Here is a 21,241-nt window from a genome sequence, read left to right as displayed (position 1 = left end):
GATATGTCAGGCGCTCAGAGGCGGTAATCGGGCTGTTCACGATCCAGCTTGCGGCGCAGCGCGGTCCAGACCAGCATTTCCTTGTCCGTGTCAGCCACATACTGGGCATAGGTCCGGTCCACCGTGGCGTCGGAAGGCGCATATAGCGGCGTACCGCACGATTGCGCCGCAACCTGGATCTGACACGAACGATTGAGATAGAACATGCGATAGAACGCCTCGGCGACGGAGCGCCCCACCGTCAGCAGGCCATGATTTTCAAGGATCAGCGCCTGGTTAGAGCCTAGGTCACGCACCAGACGCTCGCGCTCGTCCAGATTGTCGTCGTCAGCGATACCCTCGTAGGAATGAAAGCCGACATTGCGCGCGAATTCGATGCTGATCTGGCTGATCGGCAGGATGCCCTGCCGTTGTGCCGCCACCACCATGCCGGCCAGCGTATGGGTATGCATGACGCACGCCACGTCATGCCGCGCGCGATGGACCGCGGAATGAATCACGAACCCGGCGGGATTGACGGCATAGCTCGTCTTCTGCCGCGGCAGCCCGTCGGCGTCGACCTCGACCAGCGAACTGGCCGTGATCTCCTCGAACAGAAAGCCATAGGGATTGACCAGAAACCTGTTCTCCGCACCGGGCAGCCGGACAGAGAGATGGGTAAAGACCAGGTCCGTCATGCCGAACAGGGCCATAAGCCGATAGGCTGCCGCGAGATCCTCGCGCAATATCCGGCATTGTTCATCAATCGACATGAGAGGCTCCTTCGTTGCAGGAAGAGGAAGCCGCATCCGCGAGCCTGTCCAGCAGCGCGAGCCGTCGCTGCGCGACAGACGAAAGAGCGGCATCTTCAAAGGGCGCGGGCAGCGGTAATTCGCCTCCTCGGTGGCAGGCGACCAGATGGCCTTCCGCGATCGCGCGCAGCGACGGCGCCTCTCGCGCGCAGCGCGCGATCGCGACCGCGCATCGCCCGGTATAGGAACAGCCCTCGGGACCAGCCGGCCGGAATGCGGGCGCCGGAGCCTCCGCGCCGGGGTCGTGCGCCGCCTGACGCCGCGCCGGATCGAGCACCGGCGTCGCGTCGAGCAGGCGCGCGGTGTAAGGATGCGCCGGCTGCCCGAACAGCGACCCGACCGTCGCGATTTCCACGATCCGGCCATGGAGCATCACCGCCACCCGATCGGCCACCCGCCGCACGACGCCCAGATCGTGGGTGATGAACAGATAGGACAGGCCCAGCGCGCGCTTGAGGTCGGAGAGCAGGTTGAGAACCTGCGCCTGGACCGAAACATCCAGCGCCGAAACCGGCTCATCGCAGATCACCAGGCTGGGCGAGGTCGCCAGCGCGCGTGCGATGCCGACGCGCTGGCGCTGGCCGCCGGAGAGTTCATGCGCAAAGCGGCGGGCGTGATCCGGCCCCAGCCCCACCATCACCAGCAGTTCCGCCACACGCGCCTCGCGCCGGGCCCGGTCGCCCATGCGATGGACCAGCAGCGGCTCCTCAAGGATGGCCCCCATGCACATGCGCGGGTTGAGCGAGGCGAACGGATCCTGGAACACGAACTGGAACCGCCGCCGCATCCGGCGCAATTCCGCCGGCGCCAGCGCCAGCACATCCACTCCCTCGAACATCACACGTCCGCCGCTGGGCGCGATCAGCCGCAGCGCACAGCGCGCCGTGGTGGATTTGCCGCAGCCGCTCTCGCCCACCAGCGCCAGCGTCTCGCCCGCCATGATCTCCAGCGACACACCATCGACCGCCCGCGTCACCCCGCCCCCATCCCGCGCGAGATAGTGCTTGGTCAGCCCTTCGATCCGCAGGACCGGGGGCGCGCTCACGGCCGGGCCGCCGGCACGCTGGCTTCCAGCGGCGAACGCAGGCAGGCGGCAAGATGGCGCTCCCCCAGGCGGCGCGGCATCGGCCGGGCACGGGCGCAGTCCGGCAGGGCGGCAGCGCAGCGCGGATGGAAGCGGCAACCCGGCGGCATGGAAGCCAGCGGCGGCACGCCGCCCGCGATGGCGCGCTGGCGGCCGGCATTCATCGCCAGCGCCGGCGTGCAGCCCAGCAGGCCAAGCGTATAGGGGTGTTGCGGATCGTCGAAGATCGCCGAAACCGGGGCCTGTTCCATCACTCGCCCAGCGTACATCACCGCAACCTCGTCCGCCATTTCCGCCACCACGCCCAGATCATGGGTAATCAGCAATAGCGCCATGCCGGTCTCGCGCTGCAAGTCGCGCAGCAGGCCCAGGATCTGCGCCTGCACCGTCACGTCCAGCGCCGTGGTCGGCTCATCGGCAATCAGCAGCTCCGGACCGCAGGCCAACGCCATCGCGATCATGACGCGCTGGCGCAATCCGCCGGAGAGCTGGTGCGGATAGGCATCGACGCGCGCGGCGGCGTTGGGGATTCTCGCCTTCTCCATCGTCGCGATCGCGCGGGCCCGCAACGCCCGGCGGTCGAGACCGGGCACATGGACCCTGATCGCTTCCATGATCTGCGCCCCCACGCTCAGCACCGGATTGAGGCTGGTCATCGGGTCCTGAAAGATCATCGCGACCCGTCGCCCCCGGATCGCCCGCAGCGCGGACGCCGGCAGGCTCGCCAGATCAAGCCCATCGAGCAGGATACGGCCCGAGGCGATCCGCGCAACCGGCGGCAGCAATCCCATGATTGCCAGAGACAGCATCGATTTTCCGCATCCGCTCTCACCCACCAGCGCGAGCGTCCGCCCGGCGTCCAGCACCAGATCCACACCGTCGACGACGCCGACCTCCCCATGTTCCCGGCCGCCGTTCGACCCAGGCACCCTGATGGTCGTATGCAGCCCTTCGATCGACAGCAGCGGCGTCATGGCGAAAGCCTCATGTCGAGTCCCTTGTAAAGCCCGATGCCGTACAACCCGTGGGCCCTGACCCCCTGCACCCGGTCCGACGACACCTCCCACAGCTTTTCCCGGCCCAGCGGAATCCACAGGTCGCTTTGCGTGAGCTTTTCCTGCAGACGCGTCAGCGCGTCACGCCGGACAGCGGGGTCGACGGCCGCCGACGCATCGGCCAGCAGGCGGTCGGTCTCGGGGTCGCGCCAGTTCATCCGGTTGGGTGTCGGAATGTTGTGCGACGAGAAAAACAGATTCAACGCCTCATGCGCCGAGAAATACGGATACCCCATGATGAACGCTCCGAACTCCTGGGTGCCGAGCTTGCTCCAGCCGATGGTCGCGTCCCACAGTTGCACGACCATTTCGATTCCGACCTTGTGGAAATATGCTTGCAGGACCTCGGACAGAATCGTGTCGGTCGGATCGCTGAACGCATAGAGCGTGAAGCTCGCCCGCTGTCCGTCGCGCACCCGCACGCCGTCCGGGCCCAGCACCCATCCATGCGCCTCCAGCAGCCGCCGCGCCCCCTCGGGGTCATAGGCGGCGACCCCGACGGGCACCGCGTCCGGCGCGTTCGGATTGATGTAATCGTCTGCGGCATCGGCCTGGCCGAAGAACACCGCGCTGGCCAGCGCCTTACGATCCACCGCCATCTGCAACGCGCGGCGGATGACCGGGTCGCCCACCACGGGCTTGGTGATCTTGAACCCCAGGATATAATCGAACCTGTAGGCAGGCTGCCCGGCCAGATGCAGGCCCGACGTGCGGGCGATCCCGTCGATCGCGTAATAGGGCATGTATTGCGAGACATCGCCCTGGTCGGACTGAAGCGCGATCAGGCGGCTCGTGTCGTCGGGAATGACGCGCCAGACGATCGTGTCGATCTGCGGTACGGGAGAATGATAGACCGGCGGCCCCCAGTCATAGCCCCGGTGGCGGTGCAGCACCAGTTCCTGCCGCGGCTGCCAGCCTCCCCAGCAATAGGGGCCGGTGCCATTGAAGCCGCGCACTCCGAAATCCCGCCCTAGCGTCTCGACGGCATGACGGTCGACGATCGTGGTGAAGAACAGCGACAATTGCGCGAGCAGTTCGCCATATGGCCGCTTGAGCTGGTAGCGAACCGTCAGCGGATCCGACGCGGTGATCGTCTCCACCGGTCCCGCGCGCCAGGCGACGGGGCTGTGGGTCGCCGGTGCCACCAGGCGATTGAGGGAATAGGCCACGTCCTCCGCCGTCATCGGGCGCCCGTCGCAGAACCTTACCCCAGCGCGCAGGTGGAAGACATAGGTCAGCCCGCCAGGGCTCACATCCCAGCTCTGCGCCAGACCGGGGCGGACGGTCTTGAGATCCCAGTCCATCGAAGTCAAGGTGTCGCCCATCATCTCCAGCACTTCGCCCGAGGCACGGGCCGTCGAACGCACCGGATCGTAATTATCCGAATCCGAGCCACGCAGGATGACGAGCGCTCCGCGATCGCGCCCACATGCCGGCCCGGCGCCCCACGCGCCCAGCATCAGCGCGGCAAGGACGAGGGTGAATGCGCGCGTCATGAGCCCCGCCTGTCCACCACGTCGCGCAGACTGTCACCCAGCAGGTTGCAGGCCAGCACGATGATGAAGATCAGCAGCGCCGGCAGAATCGCGACATGCGGCGCGTAGAACAGGAAGTTGCGGCCCTCCGCCACCATCGTGCCCAGTTCTGCCACCGGCGGCTGCGTACCCAGTCCGACGAAGGACAGGATGGACCCCATCAGCACCACCTGGCCGAAGCGCAGGGTCGAGAACACGATCAGGGTGGACAGGCAGTTGGGCATGACATGGCGCCACATCAGCCGCCTGTCCGACATGCCGAGCGAACGCGCGGCCTCGACATAATCGCGGACCATCTCGATCCCTGCCGTCGCCCGGATCATCCGCGCGGTCAGCGGCATGGTGGACAGCGCCAGCGAGGTCACCACCGCCTCCGCCCCCGGCCCGCAGATCGCCACGATGGCAAGCCCGAACAGGATGGTCGGGAATGACAGCACTACGTCGAGCACGCGCATGATCCACTGGTCGGCACGGGGATAGTACGCGGCGGCCAGCCCCAGCGCCAGTCCGGCGCTTCCCCCTATCGCGACCGAGGCCAGCCCGAGCGCCAGCGTCAGCCGCAGCCCCGCAATCAGCCGGCCGAGTATTCCGCGTCCCAATTCGTCGGTGCCCAGCGGAGCGCGCCAGCCCGGCCCCTGCAACGCATGATGCAGGTCGATGCCGTACGGGTCCGCCGCCACGACCCATGGGCCCGCCAGCGCCACGATCCCCAATCCGCAGACCACCGCCAGCGCGACACGGGTCGTGGCGCCGGAACGGCGGAGGATACCCGCCAGATCCTGCAACATGGCCATCATCGCCGAATCCTGGGGTCGAGCAGAAGCTGGAGCAGATCGACGGCAAGATTGGTCAGGACGAACGCCGCCGCAATGACCAGGATCGCCCCCTGGGCCATCGGAAGATCCGAGCTGGTGATTGCGTTCACCGCCAGCCGCCCCATACCCGGCCAACTGAAGATGATCTCCGTGGCGACCGCCCCGCCGATCAGATAACCGATCTGCAACCCAACCAACGTCACGATGGGGATCAGGGCATTGCGCAATGCGTGGCGCAACGTTACCGACCATTCGCTCAATCCCTTGGCCCGCGCGGTGCGCACATGATCGCTGGAAAGCGCGTCGAGCACGGCGGTCCGGGTGATCCGCACCACCGCGCCGAGCAGCACGAAACCGAGCGTGAAAGCCGGCAGCACCAGCGAGGCTAGGCCCGCCCGCGTCCAGAATGGACCGCCGCGCCCGGTAAACGGCAGGAGCTGCCACCAGAATCCCCCGATCCATATCGCCAGCAGCCCGACGAAAAACACCGGCACCGACGCCGCTCCGATCGACAGCATGACAATCGCCCGATCGAACACGCTGTTCCGCCGATACGCCGCGAACGTACCGAGCGCGACCGCCACCGGCACCGACCAGAGCAGGCAGGCGGTCATCAGTTCCATCGAGGGACCGATCGCGCGCCCCAGTTCGGTTGCAACCGGCGCGTCATTGATCAGCGACCGCCCCAGGTCGCCGCGGGCGAGCTGCCGCAGATAGAGCGCGAAGCGCATCGGCAGCGCCCGGTTCAGTCCCATCTCCTCGCGAAGCGCCGCCACGACCTCGGCCGAGGCCTGGGGCCCGGCCCGCACGGCGGCGGGGTCGGACGGCACGACCTGCATCAGCAGGAACCCGACCACCAGCACCCCCAGCAGCACCGGCATGGTCACCGCCACACGATAGGCGACGTAGCGTTTCATGCACGTCCCCGCACGCGGGCTGGTCCGGAACGCCGCCGCATTACGAAACCTCGCCCTGCCGGTCATGGACGATCCTGCCGTCCAGCAGCACCAGGTCGGCCTGCGTGCCCGCGATATCCTCCGCCGGAATGCTCAGCAGGTCGCGCGACAGAACCGTGATGTCCGCATCCATGCCCGGCAGGATGCGGCCGCGCCGATGCTCGCTGAACTGGCTGTGGGCACCGTTATAGGTCAGGCAATGCAGGGCCTGGGCGATATCGATCGTCTCGTCGCCGCCCATGACGGTGCCCCGAAACGTGCGCCGCGTCACCATGGTCTGGAGGTTGAGAAACGGGTCGGTGGTCGAGACGGGCGCGTCCGAACTCGCGGCAGGATGAAACCCTTCCCGCAGCCACGATGCCATGGGGTAGGAGCGTTCGGCCCGCGCGCGCCCGACATTGGTAATGTAGGTTTCGCCCGATTCGTAAAGAAAGATCGGCTGCGGCACGACCTCGATCCCGAACGTCGCCATCTCGGCCATCTGCGCCGGCGTCAGGAAGCCGCAATGCTCGATGCGGTGCCGCCTGCCGGCCAGCGGCTGCTCAGGGGTCGCGGCCTTGCGCATCCCCGCGATCACCTGCGCGATGCCGGCATCCCCGATCGCGTGGATCGCGAGTTGCCATCCCTGCGCATGATATTTGGCCAGCAGCCCATGCATCTGCGCATCGTCGAAACACAGCAATCCATGGCCGCCCTGCAAATAAGGCTCGGTCATCGCCGCCGTCCGGCCGCCCGCCGATCCGTCCGCGAACACTTTCATCGCCCCGAAACGCAGCATTTCACATCCGCTGCCAGGGCGGACGCCGGCCTCCCAGGCCGCATCAGCAATCCCCTCGGGGTTACCGAACAGGCAGCCCCACAGACGCACCGACAACGCGCCGCTGTCGCGAGCGGCCCGATACGCCGTGATGTCCTCCATCCCGTCCGCAAACCCGATCCCCGCGTCCATGACAGCGGTATAACCCTGGCTGTTGAGAAAACTACTGACACGGTCGACGGCCTCGACCAGTTCGGTCGTAGTCGGGCGGGGAATATGCTTTGTCAGCAACTGCTTGGCCCGCTCCTGGATCAACCCGGTCAGGCCAGAGGCATCGCGCCCCAACGCACCGCCCTCGGGGTCCGGCGTCTCGGCGGTCAGCCCCGCCACGGCCAGCGCGGCGCGATTGGCCATGCCTACATGCCCGCACAACCGGAAGATGATGACCGGATGGTCGGGCGCCGCGGCCGACAATTCGTCCAGCGTGGGCGGCCGCTCGACATCGAGCACCGAATCATCATAGCCCCGCCCCTGGATCCACTGGCCCGGAGGCAGCCGACGTGCCTCGGCGCGGATCGCCTCGAGCAGTTGATCCAGCGTGCGCACATATTCCGGCCGCAGATTGACCTGCCCCATCATCAGCCCGAGCGGGAGCGGATGCTGATGGGCGTCGTTGAAGCCAGGCACCGCAAGCCGGCCACCCAGATCAATCCGCCGGGTGGCGGGACCGGCCAGTTCGAACATCAGGGCATCGCTGCCTACGGCCACGATCCGGGTGCCGCTGATCGCAACTGCCTCGGCCAGAGGCAACCCGAGGCCGCGGAATATCTTGCCACCTGTCATTATCGTATCGGCGTGCATTGCGTATCTTCCTTCCCTGATCACTCAAGTCTCCGGATCGTCCGCCGGCGTGCGCGGCGGTTCGTTCCGCGCCAGAGCACTTCCACCGAACACAGGCTCGGTCGAAATGCTCTGGTTTATTGTTTCACGGGCGTCCTCACCTGTTTGAACGCACACGTTCAAACAGGATCTGCACTAGAAATTGATGCCGAACCGGCCACCGACGAAACGCGGCGGTCCGGGGATCCAGAAATAGGTCGTCGTCGTGATCGCCCCTGATTCGAAATACTGTCGGTTCAGCAGGTTGGATGCGTAGACCGTCACCGACCAGCGGTCATTGGCCGGACGGAAGGTCGTATGCGCGCCAAGCTGGAAATAGGGCGGCAGGCAATAGGCGCCATAGCTGCGCGGCGCGAGCTGCTGCTGGGAACGATACATCCAGTCGACACCGGTTTCCCATTCATATTTCCCCCAGACCGGCAGACGGTAGTCAGCCGATCCATTCAAGGTCAGTTTGGGCATTCCCGCATCCGCTCCGGCATAATCAGAGTAAATACCAGACCATATGCCGGTGGCGGCATGCTGCGCTGTGGTCGCGGTTTTGTTAAGCGCCTGGAAAACCTGATATTCTCCACGCATATATCCGAAATTCTGCATAATATAGACATGATCGAGCGGATGAAGCTCGGCGTTGAACTCGACGCCATAGGTGTAGGATTTCGGAATATTGACATAATGGGCCAGGATTCCGACCGGCAGCGCCACCACGCTCAGATATTGCTGGTCATGATAATCGTAATAGAACAGCGCGCCATTCAGGCGGAAACGGTTCGGGATGATGTCACTCTTGAAGCCGACTTCATAGCCAAGATCGGTTTCCGGCTTGAAGGGGGCAAGCTGGTCCTGCACCTGCGTCGTATTCGCCGTAAACCCTCCCGGTTTGAAACCCTTGCTGATCTTGAAATAAAACATCAGGTTCGATAAGGCCTGCCACTGCGCGCCGGTCTCGAACGTGACCTGGTTGCCAAGCGCCCCCTGCGGCGCGAAGCGTGCCACGGAGGTGGTGCCATCCGGGTAATAATAGCTCGTCGCGACATTCTGGATATGGCGGTCGTCGGATTCGTGATTGATCCCCGCGAACAATGTCACCCTGCCCGGCAGGCGGTAAGAGACGTGCGCATATTGCGAAAACGTCTGCTGCTTCTGCAAGTAGCTTGTACCGGTCAGATATTTGTTCGTGTCGCTCTGGTCATAGAACCAGCTCTGGTTCATATTGGTACGGTTATAATACATCCCAACAACCCATTGCAGCGGCGCGTCGCCACCGCGCGATTTCAGTTGCACTTCCTGGCTAAACAGGTCGCCGTTGATATTGCGGTATGAATCCCCCGCGTGCCAGGTCGTGCCGTCCTGGTCGGTATATTCCGCTATGCGGCCGGAGTTGTAGGAGCTGATGCTGGTCAGGCGCGCAAACCCCAGATCGCGGGACATGCGCAGCGTCGCACCCCACATCATGTTATGCTCGCTCGGAACCAGGTTGGCCGGACGCCCGATCAGCTTGGCAAAGTCCGGCGCCATGCTCCAGTTCGCCTGCTTGTATGGTAGGATGGGATAGGGTTCGTTCGGCTGGAAATTCGCGACGGGCCGGACAAGGGTGGTCTCGGATTCGTCATCCATCCAATGACCAGTGACCATGATATCGGTCTTTTCGTCGGGCAGCCATTGCAGCTTCGCCCGCAGGGCGCCCTCGTTCGCGGCCCCCTGATAGCGCCCGTGCGACGGGCTGTACTGCCACGCGCCGCCTTCATTCATCTGCCCAGCCAGTCGAAAGAACAGATTATGCGCAAGCGGACCCGAGACGAAAAAGTTCGTTCGGCTGCGCGCGTAGCTCGCAATATCCTCCGACGCACCGCCATGCCAGGTGCGGGTCGGGTCCGCGGTATGCAGGTTGACCTCACCACCGGTATCGGCCAGGCCATGGGTGAAGCCAACCGGTCCGGGCGTCACCTCCACCCCAGCAAGATCGAACATCATGCCCGACATGAACGTCGCGATCGGAAACGCGACATCGTCCAGATACGGCATGACCGAGGGCACGTTGTTCTGCGTAAAATCGCGCATGCCCATTCCACGCAGATAGAAATTCATCGTTCCGGTGCCGTTAACGCTCTGAATACTCAGATTCGGGGCGACTTTTTCCAGATCGCGCAAATTCACCACCCCGCGCTTGACCAGCAATTCGGGCGTCAGGCGCGTGCTGGAATCCGCTTCATGCTGCGCGGCGGCGAAATGGAAAGCCCGGCGCGCCGCACTTACGGTCATGGATTCGCTATGCGCAGGCACTGTCCGAACAGGAACCGGTCGGGGAGAATGCGCCTCCGCATGCAACACCTTACGCGAATTGGCGGGTTCCTGTTCCGCATGACCAAGTGATGGTACCATCAGGCAAGCTGTCGCGTAAAAACCTACGCCGCAACGTCCAGACCAAACTGACCACGATGCCATGAAACCCTCCCGGTCTGGCGGATTACGATCCTGATTAGTAACGATTATGGCCTACAGCAAAAGTAGATTTCTTACTCGAAACGATCAATACCATCCATTTCATTACGAGTTGATATCAGTCTCACCATGCCGTTGAAAGGCCTTTATCGTCTCCCACAGGCAACCTGACGTCACCACACCGGCCGGGATAACGACGGAAACTCTTCCATATGACAGGACTTTACACAGATACGCGTGGCCGTTATCATTTATTTCGAATTGAAAATAAATAGGTCCCCCGTCTCGGAGAACACCCATGGATGATCGGCCATCGCTGCCGCCGTTTGTCATGCTCAGGGCCTTCGAAGCCTACGGACGCACCGGCGGTATCCGAAAAGCCGCCCAGTCCCTGGGCGTCACGCACACCATCATCAGCCGCCATCTGCGCGGCCTGGAAGAATGGCTCGGCACGACGCTCATCAATCGTCGATCCGGCACGCTGACGTCACGGGGACAATATTATCATCGCGAGATTGCGGCGGCGATCGGCACGCTCACTCGGGCATCGACCCAGTTGCGGGCACCGGCCGCCGGCGTCCTGACCATCAGTTGCGCCACTGGGTTCGCCTGCAACTGGCTCGTGTATCAGTTGGACGCCTTCCGCAAGATCTGCCGCGGCGTGGACCTGGTGATCCGTCCGGACAATGTCCCCTCCGATTTCGACCGCGACGACGTCCATGCCGACATCCGTTATCTGCGCCCGTCCGAGCGCCTCGCCCTGCCTCCCCACCTGCGCGCCGTCGAGATCGCCCGCCCGCAGGTCTTTCCCGTGACCCATGCGGCGCTAGCCCGTGAAATCAACCACCGCATCCGCGCACCGGGAGACCTGCTCGCCGAACCCCTGATCGAGGAAAATGACGACCACGAATGGGTCACATGGTTTCAGGCGCAATCCGTCAGCGTGTCGGCCATCAATCCCTGCGCGCGGCTCTGGCATGCCACGCTGACGCTCGCCGCCGCCAAGGACGCCCAGGGCCTGGCGATGACAAATATCTTCCTGACCGGTGCGGACCTGGCTTCGGGCAGTCTGGCGCAGGTGCATCTTCCGGACGCCCCCTGGCGCTCGGTCACGATCGGCAGCTATTTCATCGTGGCACCCGTCGCGAACTGGCAGAGTCGCACGCTGAACCGATTCAATTCCTGGCTGGCGGACGCAACCGCCGCCTTCAAGTCAAGCGTGGTACTCACCCACATCGATTAAATGATGGATTGAACGAAGGCGCAACGCCTGCACGAACACACGCGGCAGCCTTCATGTCGGTATGAAGATCCCGTCCGGGCCATGAACCAGACGCCCCCCGCCCCGAAAAACCGGAACACCACGGTCAGGAAAAACCATCCTTCTCCCGCCGCAGCCGCGCGAACGCCGCCACGTCAGGCGCGCGCAGGAACGGATTGGTGCGTTTCTCCACCCCCAGCCGAACCGGCACCGTCGGCCGCCCCTCGGCCCTCAGATTGTCGATCTCGGCCGCCCGCTCGCGCAAAGCGGCATTGTCCGGATCGACCGCCAGCGCGAAGCGCGCGTTGGATTGGGTATATTCATGCCCGCAGCAGACCAGCGTCGCATCCGGCAGGGCGGCGATCCGGCGCAGCGAATGGAACATCTCCTCCGACGTGCCCTCGAACAGCCGCCCGCAGCCCAGGCTGAACAGCGTATCGCCGCAGAACAGCGCCGGAGTCAGCGGAAAATAATACGCGATATGCCCACGCGTATGGCCCGGCGTCTCCATCACGGTGCCGATGGCCCCGCCCAGCGTCACGCCGTCACCGTCATCCACCGCCTGGTCCAGCATCGGCAGGCGGTAGGCATCGGCCGCGGCACCGGTCACAATCGCCCCGTAGCGCTTGCGCAGGGCATCCGTCGCCGCCACATGATCGGCATGATGATGCGTCAGGAAAATCTGGTCCAGCCGACCGCCGGCCGCTTCCACGGCGGCAACCAGCGGCGCCTCCTCGGCAGGGTCGACCAGCGCCGTGGCGCCGCTTTCCTCGTCACGCAGCAACCAGGCATAATTGTCGGTCAGGATCGGGACCGGGCGAATGGCAAGCACCATGATCTGTCTCCGTCTCGTATGCAGCTCCGGGGCATCCCGGCTTTTTCCAACAGTTTGTGCTAATCAGGCGTGATGCAAGACGATATCTGCACCGCGGCCAGATTCTATGCGAGCGGAGCGGGTGAGAACACCGCCCGCCTGCTGCGGCACCGCATGCAGGCTTTCTGGCCCCGCACGGGCAGCGACCGGATATTGGGGCTGGGCTACACCCAACCCTTCCTGCCGCTCTGGACCAGGCCGGACGGCCCGCCCTGCATATCGGCACGCCTGAACACCCCCGTCACGCGCGAAGCCCCCGCCTTCACGCCCGAGGGCATACGCGACTGCGTGGTCACCGCAGACCGCCTGCCCTTCCCCGACCTGTCCTTCGACCGGGTGCTGATGGTCCACGCGCTGGAAGTCACCCAGCGGCCCGACGCACTGATCCGCTCCGTCTGGAAAGTCATGAAGGATCATGGCCGCCTGCTGCTGGTGGTACCCAACCGCGCCGGCTGGTGGGCGCATTCCGACGACACGCCCTTCGGCCAGGGCGAGCCCTTTTCCACCCGCCAGATCGCGCGGCGCCTGTCGCAGGCCTTCCTGTGCGCCGAACGCCATGACGGCGCACTGTTCATGCCGCCGCTGGGGGCCGGACATCGGCGCGCCGCCGCACTGGCCGAAAATGCGGGCCACATGCTCCTCCCGCAACTGGGTGGCGTCTTCGTCATCGAGGCGGTGAAGGATGTCTGGTCCGGTGTTCCGGCCGTCACCGCCCCTGCCCTGATCCGCGCGCCAAGACGGATCTACGAACCCGGCTGACCAGTCCTCCGATCCGTGCCACACTGGCCGCCACGCTTGACCCACCTCCCCACAAACCTCATGAAGCTCGGCCTATGTCCCTGATCCAGTCCATCAAGCTCGTCCTCGCGCGGCCGCATCCGGCAGCCCGTCCCTTTCTTCTGGCATCGGGCGCCACCGCGGTGGCGGCCCGGCTCCTGCCCTGGCGCCCGGCCCGCTGGCTGAGCCGCGCGGCGGGGCTGTTCTTCGGCTTCTGCCTCTATTTCTTCCGCGACCCGGAGCGCGTGCCCCCGGCCGACCCGCACCTGGCGGTCGCCCCGGCCGACGGCCGCGTGGTGTCGGTGGAAAAGATCGCCCCCCCCGCATCGCTGGACATGGGCGACGCACCGGTCTGGCGCATCGCCACCTTCCTGTCGGTGCTGGACGTCCACGTCAATCGTATGCCCGCCGCCGGAACCGTCACGCGCGTGGCCTACCATCCCGGCCAGTTCCTCAACGCCAGCCTCGACAAGGCGTCCGAACTGAACGAGCGCAACGCCCTGCGCCTGACGCTGGAAGACGGGCGCAACCTGGCGGTGGTGCAGATCGCGGGACTGATCGCCCGGCGCATCCTGTGCGACGCCGAGGAAGGCATGACCTACGAGGCCGGCGAGCGCTTCGGCCTCATCCGCTTCGGCTCGCGCACCGACCTGTACCTGCCGCCGGGCGTGGAACCGCTGGTCACGGCCGGCCAGACCATGATCGGCGGCGAAACGGTCATGGCGCGTCTCTGATCCCGATGGCGCTGCCCGACATCCCCCCTTCCTCCGCCCCCGCCGCACCCCGGCGGCGGCGCCGGCTGATCCGCAGGCGACGGCCCCGCGTTCGCGGCCCGTCCTTCAACCGGCTGATTCCCAACATCATGACGATGCTGGGCCTGTGCGCGGGGCTGACGGGCATGCGCTTCGCGCTGGACGACCGGTTCGGCGACGCGGCGGTGGCCCTGCTGATCGCGGCCTGCATCGACGGGCTGGACGGCCGGATCGCCCGCCTGCTGCGCGGCACCAGCCGCTTCGGCGCGGAATTCGACAGCCTGTCCGACTTCCTGTGCTTCGGCGTGGCGCCGGGCTTCGTCCTGTATCTGTGGGCGCTGCGCGACGCCGGGCGCTACGGCTACCTGCCCTGCATCATGTTCACCGTGTGCATGGCGCTGCGTCTGGCCCGCTTCAACGCCAGCCTCGACGACACCGACAAGCCCAAATACGCCAGCAATTTCTTTACCGGCGTCCCCGCCCCCGCCGGCGCGGGGCTGGCGCTGTTTCCGCTGTTCCTGGGCCTGGAGGCCCACAAGCTGGGCTGGAACCAGCTCTATGACATGACCCGCCTGCCCATCCTCCCGGCGCTGACGCTCAGCGGCACCGCGTTCCTGCTGGTCTCCACGCTGCCCGTCTGGTCGTTCAAGAATTTCAAGGTTCCATCGGCCTACGTGCTGCCGCTGATGCTGGGCACCGGCGCCTATGCCGCCGTGCTGGTCGCCGACCCATGGGGCGCGCTGGCCGCCGCCGGCGTCATGTATATCGCCCTGCTGCCCCTGAGCCGCCGCAGCTTCCACCGCCTGAAGCAGGAAGCCCTGGCCCTTCAGGCCGAGGAAGACGGTCCCGACGCCCCCAGCAGCCCTGCCAGCCCGGCAACGATGGCCGCAGGCGAAGGCGGACAGCCGGGGATCGACGCATCCAGCGGCGCCCGCCCCTCCAGCCCGCCCAGAACGGCATAATTCTCCCCGAACGGACCACCGTCGATCGCGCAGGCCCCCACAGCGACCAGGGCCTTCCGGTCGGGCATGCCATGCCATGCCGCCTCCAGCACCGGGGCCATGGCGCGGGTCAGCGGCCCGGTCACCAGCAGCACATCCGCCAGGCGCGGCGTCGTCACGAACCGCACACCCGCCCTGGGCAACGCATAGGCCGCGCCATCCAGCGCCGCGACCTCCATCGCGCATCCCTCACACCCACCGGTATCCACGTGAAACACTGCCATCGACCCCACGGCCGGCAGGCGGATGGCGGGCCGGAATCCCCGCGTCAAGATCGCACGCAGCAGCGCCAAGCCCCGTCCCCCGCCTAAAGATCCGCACCGGCGGCCGACAGACCGAACGAGCGCACGATCATCGCCACATCCTCGGCCTGCGCCCCGACCAGCACATGCTCCAGCGCACTGGCCTGCGCCAGCGCCGGGTCGCACACATGCGCCGCCGCAATGCGCCCGTCCACGATCCGGACCCAATACCAGACCGCCCCACGCGGCCCCTCTGCATAGCCCACGCCCTCGCCAACACCCGGCAGCGCCCGCGCAACAGCCGGCGCGCTGCCTACCGCCGCCCGCAACACCCGTGCGACGCTGCCCAGTTCCGCCAGCCGAAGGTCGATGCGCGCCGCCACATCCCCACCCCGCCGCACTCCGCTATCCAGCCATTCGCGCCGATAGCCCGGCACCAGCCGACGCAGATCCTCTTCGCGACCCGACGCCCGGCCAACCACGCCGCCCACGCCCAGCGTCCGCGCCACCAACTGCTCCAGCACACCAACGCCGGCAATGCGCATCTCCAGCCCCGGCCAGGCACGACACCGCACCAGCCGGTCCCGAGCCGACTCCAGCAGATCCGCCACCCCGACCGCCATGGACGCCGCCGCATCGTCCATCGCCGGCTCACCCGCGCCCCCAGGGCTGACGCAATCCATCAGCAGCCGATGGCCGCCGACCCGGCCACATCGCTCCAGAATCGCTTCGCGCACCCGCTCGCATTCCGCCGCCAGCGCCGCCGCCCCGGCCGGCCGCGCCACGCGCGACAGATCAAGCAGATGGGTCGCCGCCCGCTCGATTTCCGCCAGCAACACGCGCGAGCGCGTCGTGGCGATATCGGCTGCCTGCCCCATCGCGCTTTCAATCGCCCGGCACAGCGCCGATTGATGAGCGACCGACGCACCCGCGACAACCCGCCCGGCCAGGCGGACGGCTCCATCGGCATCCAGCCCCGGCAACCGCGCCACCACACCGCGATGCGCATAACCCAGACGCCATTCCGCCTGCCCGACCACACCTCCGCCATCCAGCGCCAGCCGCAGATGACCGGGCGCATGATGCCCGCCATCGGCCGGCCCGCTGCCCAGAATCATATGCTCCGCCGGCACCGACCGAAAATCCGGCGGCTCAGGCGGCCAGGCAACCGGGCCAGGCCGGTCGCTCAACGGCCAGGTCGCACTCCACAGCCCCTGATCCAGCCATGGGCGCGAATCCCGCGCGTCCATCGCCGAAAATCCCCACAGATCCTGCATGCAGCGCTCGAACGGCGCGGCGGCGGGACGCACCGGAGACAGCCCCAGATACCGGCCGCCATAGGGTTCGACACTCGCCACCAGCGGGCGTTCCCCGCCATCGAGGAACAGGGCATGCACATCCCGCCCGTCGGCCCACAAGGTCACGAACGGAAGCGGATCATGCCGCAGGGCCTCGGCCATATCCCGCCAGCCGTCCTCATCCAGCCGAAAGCGCCACGCACCCGCTTCAGCCTCGCCGCGCCGGATCAGCCCGGCGGCATTCCGTGGCAACGGATCGGCGTCGGCACGAACCGTCATCGCCAGCCCCACAGCACCAACACCACCAGACCAGCCAGCAGCACCCCCGCCACGCCCCGCCCGAGCCATCCTGCCCGGAAGGCGCTTCCAACAGGCCCCGGACTGCCGACCGCCACACCAACCGCCACCGGAAACACCAGCAGCGGCGCCGCATCGCACAGCGCCACCAGCGTCAGCACAACGCCCCCGAACGGCAGGAACGGCGCATGGACCAGCGGCGCCCCCCGAACGAATGCCACATCCTGCCGCGCCAAAAGGGCGACCGACAGCAGCAGAGCCACCAGTCCCGCCTGACCGGCGCCCCCACCGGCCCCGGCCGCCATCGCCCCCAGACCGATCATCAGTCCCACCGACAGCCGGCCACGCCGCTCCGCCGACGCAACGCGGATGGACAGCGCCATCAGCCACACCGTCACCAGCCCCAGCGCCATCACCCCCAACCGGTCAGGGCCTTCAGCCAGATGGCGCAGCACCGGCACGGCGGTCATGACCGGTGCCAGGGCCATGCCCCCCCCCGCATCGCCTGCCGCCAGCACGACCGGCGCGGCAGGCCCCAGCCCCGCCACGGTCCCCAGCCCGACCGTCAGCAACAGGCCGCCCAGCCCCTCCAGCCGCCCCGCCGCATCAGACGCCGCCATCAGCGCGGCACCGGGCACCGCCAGCAGGATGCCGGACAGGCTAAGGCGAAAAAGATCCCACCCCGCCCGCGCCGCTCCGCGCGTCACGGCGGTCGCCAGCGCCACCAGCATCGCCACCCCGCCGATGGCAACGGCGCCGGAGAGCGGATCTGCGCACGCGGTGGCGGCAACCGCGCCGCCGGCCAGCCCGTGGATCAGCACGCGCGTTCCCCGCCGGGCCGGCGCCGCCTCGGCCGACAGGCTGGCCACGAACAGCGCCACCAGCGGCAAGGGCAGCAGAAGCCCCAGCGGACCAGACGGCACGGCAAACGGCGTAGCCGGCCAGACGCTCCGCGCCGTCACCGCCAGAACGGCCAGCACCAGCCCGATCGCCGAAAGCCCGATGGCCGCCGCCCGCGCCGAAGCCGGCGAACAGGCGGCCAGCACGCCCATCGAGAGGAACGGCCAGCACAGCACCAGCGGCATCAACACCGGCAGCGACAGCATCGGGGACGAAACGGCGGCCATGCTCACGTCAGTTCCCGCCCCCAGGCAATTCGGCGCAGGCAGACGAAGGCAACCAGCAGCAGCGCCGCCTGCAAGGCCACCGCCCCCGCCAGCACCGCGTCGCGCCCGCCAAGGCCGGCCAGCAGCAGCAATCCATTCACGGCCCCCGCCAGCCCCGCGCACTGCCCCACCACCGAACGCCGAATCGCAGCAGCCAGAACACCGCAGAGAATAGCCACCAGGGCCGCGATCAGATCCGGCCGGCTCACGGCATCGACCAGGCCGCGCGGCACTGCCAGCACGGCCAGGATCGTCAGCATCAGGCCACCACCGACCCCCGATATCCGCTCCCCCGGCATCGGTGCCCGATCCTCCAGCCGCGCCAGCCCCCAGACGAGCGCCGCCGTCCCCGCGACCACGAACAGCGCCGCCAAGCAGGGCCGCACCGGAGCGCCGACATCCAGCGCCCCCGCCAGCAGCGTCAGGACCACAAGCCCGGCCTGCCAGGGCAATGCCCAACGCAGGCCCGACAGCACGACAGAGGCCGCGATCAGCAGACCGGGAAGCGGCGATGCCATCACACGCCCTCCTGGTCCGCGAACAGCACCACCACCGCCAGCGTCGCAAACAGCAGCGCCAGCACCAGCCGCCCGCGCGTTCCCCGCACCGAGCCCATCACCACCACCCGCGCCACGACAATTCCGGCACAGATCACCCCCGTCCGCACCAGCCACGCCACAATGGCACCCGGCAGCGACGCCACCGCCGGCAACAGACCAGCTTCCTGCGGCATCGCCAGCCCTCCCGGCCACGCCAGGTCGCCCGCCAGCGTGATCCAGGCCATCAGCACCAGGTCCCGCGCCAGTTCCATGGCGGCACGGCCGCGCCCGCCCAGATCGACCATCCGCTCCACCGCGCGCGCCTCATCGCCCGGCCCGATATCCGGCCCGGCCAGCAGCATGGCGACGGCCAACAGCATGGCCGACACTCGCCCGCTCCCCATGTCAGGCTCGCGCAGGCGCGTCAGCAAGGCGTCAATTCCCCCGTGCCCGGTCGCCATCACCGCCGCGGCCACTGCCAGCGGAAAAACCGCCTGCATCACCACCAGCGCGGCCGTGTCGCCGGCCGCCGTCAGCCCGGCCCGTGCGCCACCCGACTCCAACCCCGCCAGCAGCGGCAGCAGGCGGGCCAGCACCAGCAGGCCCGATACCGTCAACAGGTCCGAAAGTCCGGCCCCCGGCAGACCAAGCGCGAAGGAAGGCACCAGCAGACAGGCCGCCAGTGCGATCGCCAGCGCTATCGCGGGCACGATCTCCGCCCCGCCGGCCGCACGCACCCCATGCCGGCGCGCGCAGGACAGGATCAGCCGCCAGCGCGCCAGCACCGACAGGTACCCCCCGCCACCAACCCGCGCAACGCCAGCCACCAGCCCCCCCCGCACGACGGGCGCACACGCGACCATCAGCACAAGATGCACGGCCAGCAGCACACTCCCGACCGCCACAATCACCACCCACGACATCATCACGAATGGCCCCATATCCGGAGCAGCGCCGCCACGGCCAACCACAGCAGCACCAGCCCCATCGCGTGGCGCGACACCCAGGCCACCCCGGCCTCCATCAGCGCCGATGCCCGACTCCCGCCAACCCGAACCCTGCGGATCACCCGCCAGATACCCCGCGATACCGAACGCCGCCCCATGCCCCACATCAGCATACCGGCAAACTGCGCCGGCCCGGCCTGCGCCACCGGCTCGCCGAACGGCATCCAGGGCGGCGATGGCGGCGCCCCCTCCATCCAGGCCGGCACCGGGCGCGACGGCACCGTGTTCCCCAGGCGCGACAATGCCAGCACCAGGGCGCCCGCCAGCGCCAGCAGCGCGACGATGCCAACCGGATACAGCACGCCACCACCACCCGGTGCGGCAAGAGCCAGCCAGTCCGGTCGCGCGCCAGAGGGAATCGGCCCCTGCAGGCCGGCGGCAACCCAGCCAGCCCCCCGCGTCAGCCACAACCAGACCCCAGGCACCAGCACCACGCCCACGGCCCCAACCAGGCAGGCAGCCGGCACGGCCAGCCGCCCCGATACCGGGTCGGTCGCACCGGCCGCACGCGGCGTGCGCGGGCGGCCCAGCACCACGCAGGCCAACAGGCGCACCGCCGCCAGGATCAGCAACCCACAGACCAGCCCCACGCCGGCCAGCACCATCAGCAGCGGCATCGCCCCCGCCAGCCCCTCGGCGCGCGGCAGCGCCAGCAGCGACTGAACCAGCAGCCACGCCACGGCAAACCCGCCGGACGGCGGCAGCGCACACATCCCGGCCAGCGCCAGAGCCAGCATGGCCGACGCCTTCGGCATCAGGGCCGCCAGCCCACCGACACGCGCCAGCCCCAGCGACCCCGCGGCCTCGGCAATCTGCGCCAGGGTCAGGATGGCGGCCAGAAACGCCAACCCCACCCCACCCGTCAGCAGCATCAGGCCACGAAAAGCCCCCAGCGCCAGCAACGGCAGGTCATCGGCGCGCCCGGTGACCACCAGCCCCACCAGCAACAGCGCCATGCCGCCCCATCCATTCAACATGCCGGCCACCACCCGCCCGGCATCGCGCGCCCCCAGGGCTCGCCAGCATCCCGTCAGCGCCAGCGCCAGCCCCGCAACGACCAGGCCACCGCCCCACATGGCGCCGACCGCCCCCACCGGCCAGTCGACCAGCATCCGTATCGCAAGGCAAAGTCCGGTCACCAGCCCGGCCAGATGCGCCACCCCGGCAGGCGCCCCATGCCGCGCGCCGGACAGCGGCCGCAGCGACAGCCCCATCAACGCCGCAGCGGCCAGCAGAGCAGGAAGCGGCAGCACGATCAGCCGCCAGCCACCCGAACCCGAGAGCAGGGCAGTCGCCACCGCGACGCCGGCACTCCCCCAGGCCACCATGCCACGCGGCACGGCGCCCTGGGCGCGCAGGAGGGGCAACAACCCCGCCGCGCCGAGACTGAACAGGACAGGATTGCCGGTACCGACCGTCAGCGCCGCCCCCGCCAGCACAGGCGCCCGCGCCCCCGAGGCCAGACCGGCCATCGAGAGGAACATCACGAAGGGCAGCGAAAGCGCATCGACCCGCAACAGGGCCGCCAACCCCGCCGGATAGCCCTCTGTGAGGGCCGACCCAGGCGGCAGGCAAGCCATCACCAGCGCCAGCACAAGGGCAAGCCCCCACCCCGCCCGCGCTGCCTGGGGCACCGCGAACCGGGGCATCAGGCCGTCCAGCAGCAGCACCGACAGCACAAGCATGAGAAAC

Annotated in this window: 18 protein-coding genes and 1 pseudogene; 4 read left to right on the top strand and 15 right to left on the bottom strand. The window is 67.6% G+C overall.

Annotation, left to right across the window (positions count from 1 at the left end; genetic code table 11):
• Positions 1-14: 14 nt before the first annotated feature.
• The 8 genes from C7453_RS05550 to C7453_RS05515 form a co-directional block, all read right to left on the bottom strand.
• Positions 15-752 (bottom strand): class II aldolase/adducin family protein, encoded by a 738-nt coding sequence (locus C7453_RS05550; protein ID WP_114726517.1) that lies wholly within the window; start codon positions 750-752, stop codon positions 15-17.
• Positions 742-1,836, bottom strand: a complete 1,095-nt coding sequence (locus C7453_RS05545; protein ID WP_114726516.1) for an ABC transporter ATP-binding protein — start codon at positions 1,834-1,836, stop codon at positions 742-744. The genes C7453_RS05550 and C7453_RS05545 overlap by 11 nt, the downstream gene beginning before the upstream one ends.
• Positions 1,833-2,849: an ABC transporter ATP-binding protein gene (locus C7453_RS05540; protein WP_114726515.1), complete on the bottom strand. Its 1,017-nt coding sequence runs from the start codon at positions 2,847-2,849 to the stop codon at positions 1,833-1,835. Before C7453_RS05540 ends, C7453_RS05545 begins: the two co-directional genes overlap by 4 nt.
• The gene (locus C7453_RS05535; protein WP_114726514.1) at positions 2,846-4,426 is read right to left on the bottom strand and encodes an ABC transporter substrate-binding protein; all 1,581 of its coding nucleotides are present in this window, start codon (positions 4,424-4,426) and stop codon (positions 2,846-2,848) included. Before C7453_RS05535 ends, C7453_RS05540 begins: the two co-directional genes overlap by 4 nt.
• Complete coding sequence (locus C7453_RS05530) at positions 4,423-5,262, bottom strand: ABC transporter permease (RefSeq protein ID WP_114726513.1); 840 nt, start codon at positions 5,260-5,262, stop codon at positions 4,423-4,425. Before C7453_RS05530 ends, C7453_RS05535 begins: the two co-directional genes overlap by 4 nt.
• Complete coding sequence (locus C7453_RS05525) at positions 5,259-6,197, bottom strand: ABC transporter permease (RefSeq protein ID WP_114726682.1); 939 nt, start codon at positions 6,195-6,197, stop codon at positions 5,259-5,261. The genes C7453_RS05530 and C7453_RS05525 overlap by 4 nt, the downstream gene beginning before the upstream one ends.
• A gap of 40 nt (positions 6,198-6,237) precedes the next feature.
• A complete protein-coding gene (locus C7453_RS05520; protein ID WP_245948812.1) occupies positions 6,238-7,836 on the bottom strand; it encodes an amidohydrolase in 1,599 nt (532 codons plus the stop codon).
• 192 nt (positions 7,837-8,028) lie between these two features.
• Positions 8,029-10,155 carry a TonB-dependent receptor gene (locus tag C7453_RS05515; RefSeq protein ID WP_245948811.1) on the bottom strand — a complete coding sequence of 709 codons (2,127 nt, stop codon included), beginning with the start codon at positions 10,153-10,155 and terminating at the stop codon, positions 8,029-8,031.
• A gap of 478 nt (positions 10,156-10,633) precedes the next feature.
• Here C7453_RS05515 and C7453_RS05510 point away from each other — a divergent pair, with 478 nt between their 5' ends.
• Positions 10,634-11,578 (top strand): LysR family transcriptional regulator, encoded by a 945-nt coding sequence (locus C7453_RS05510; RefSeq protein WP_114726510.1) that lies wholly within the window; start codon positions 10,634-10,636, stop codon positions 11,576-11,578.
• A 124-nt stretch (positions 11,579-11,702) separates the two neighbouring features.
• Here C7453_RS05510 and gloB read toward each other — a convergent pair whose 3' ends face one another.
• Positions 11,703-12,431, bottom strand: a complete 729-nt coding sequence (gene gloB / locus C7453_RS05505) for a hydroxyacylglutathione hydrolase (protein WP_114726509.1) — start codon at positions 12,429-12,431, stop codon at positions 11,703-11,705.
• 72 nt (positions 12,432-12,503) lie between these two features.
• Here gloB and C7453_RS05500 point away from each other — a divergent pair, with 72 nt between their 5' ends.
• The 3 genes from C7453_RS05500 to C7453_RS05490 all read left to right on the top strand — a co-directional run bounded on the left by C7453_RS05500 (position 12,504) and on the right by C7453_RS05490 (position 14,961).
• Positions 12,504-13,229 carry a class I SAM-dependent methyltransferase gene (locus C7453_RS05500; protein WP_114726508.1) on the top strand — a complete coding sequence of 242 codons (726 nt, stop codon included), beginning with the start codon at positions 12,504-12,506 and terminating at the stop codon, positions 13,227-13,229.
• Between the two features lie 74 nt (positions 13,230-13,303).
• Positions 13,304-13,981 (top strand): phosphatidylserine decarboxylase, encoded by a 678-nt coding sequence (locus C7453_RS05495; protein ID WP_114726507.1) that lies wholly within the window; start codon positions 13,304-13,306, stop codon positions 13,979-13,981.
• A gap of 5 nt (positions 13,982-13,986) precedes the next feature.
• Positions 13,987-14,961, top strand: coding sequence for a CDP-alcohol phosphatidyltransferase family protein (locus C7453_RS05490; RefSeq protein WP_245948808.1), 975 nt, complete (start codon positions 13,987-13,989; stop codon positions 14,959-14,961).
• Here C7453_RS05490 and C7453_RS19745 read toward each other — a convergent pair.
• The 6 genes and pseudogenes from C7453_RS19745 to C7453_RS05460 form a co-directional block, all read right to left on the bottom strand.
• Positions 14,853-15,293 (bottom strand): annotated as a pseudogene (locus C7453_RS19745) (NADH-quinone oxidoreductase subunit B family protein); the annotation flags it as partial. The gene C7453_RS05490 and the pseudogene C7453_RS19745 overlap by 109 nt on opposite strands.
• Before the next feature lie 14 nt (positions 15,294-15,307).
• A complete protein-coding gene (locus tag C7453_RS05480; protein ID WP_114726681.1) occupies positions 15,308-16,819 on the bottom strand; it encodes an NADH-quinone oxidoreductase subunit D-related protein in 1,512 nt (503 codons plus the stop codon).
• On the bottom strand, positions 16,816-17,964 hold the full coding sequence (locus C7453_RS05475) for a hypothetical protein (protein WP_114726505.1): 1,149 nt from the start codon (positions 17,962-17,964) through the stop codon (positions 16,816-16,818). Before C7453_RS05475 ends, C7453_RS05480 begins: the two co-directional genes overlap by 4 nt.
• A 2-nt stretch (positions 17,965-17,966) precedes the next feature.
• Positions 17,967-18,521 carry a hypothetical protein gene (locus C7453_RS05470; protein ID WP_114726504.1) on the bottom strand — a complete coding sequence of 185 codons (555 nt, stop codon included), beginning with the start codon at positions 18,519-18,521 and terminating at the stop codon, positions 17,967-17,969.
• Positions 18,521-19,471, bottom strand: coding sequence for a hypothetical protein (locus C7453_RS05465; RefSeq protein WP_141288706.1), 951 nt, complete (start codon positions 19,469-19,471; stop codon positions 18,521-18,523). The genes C7453_RS05470 and C7453_RS05465 overlap by 1 nt, the downstream gene beginning before the upstream one ends.
• Positions 19,468-21,234 carry a hypothetical protein gene (locus tag C7453_RS05460; RefSeq protein ID WP_114726502.1) on the bottom strand — a complete coding sequence of 589 codons (1,767 nt, stop codon included), beginning with the start codon at positions 21,232-21,234 and terminating at the stop codon, positions 19,468-19,470. Before C7453_RS05460 ends, C7453_RS05465 begins: the two co-directional genes overlap by 4 nt.
• Positions 21,235-21,241 lie beyond the last annotated feature (7 nt).

The sequence above is a fragment of the Gluconacetobacter liquefaciens genome (genome assembly GCF_003350405.1).
Classification (GTDB): Bacteria; Pseudomonadota; Alphaproteobacteria; order Acetobacterales; family Acetobacteraceae; genus Gluconacetobacter; species Gluconacetobacter liquefaciens.
Note: the sequence above shows the minus strand (reverse complement) of the source record. Positions and strands in the feature narration are given on the sequence as shown.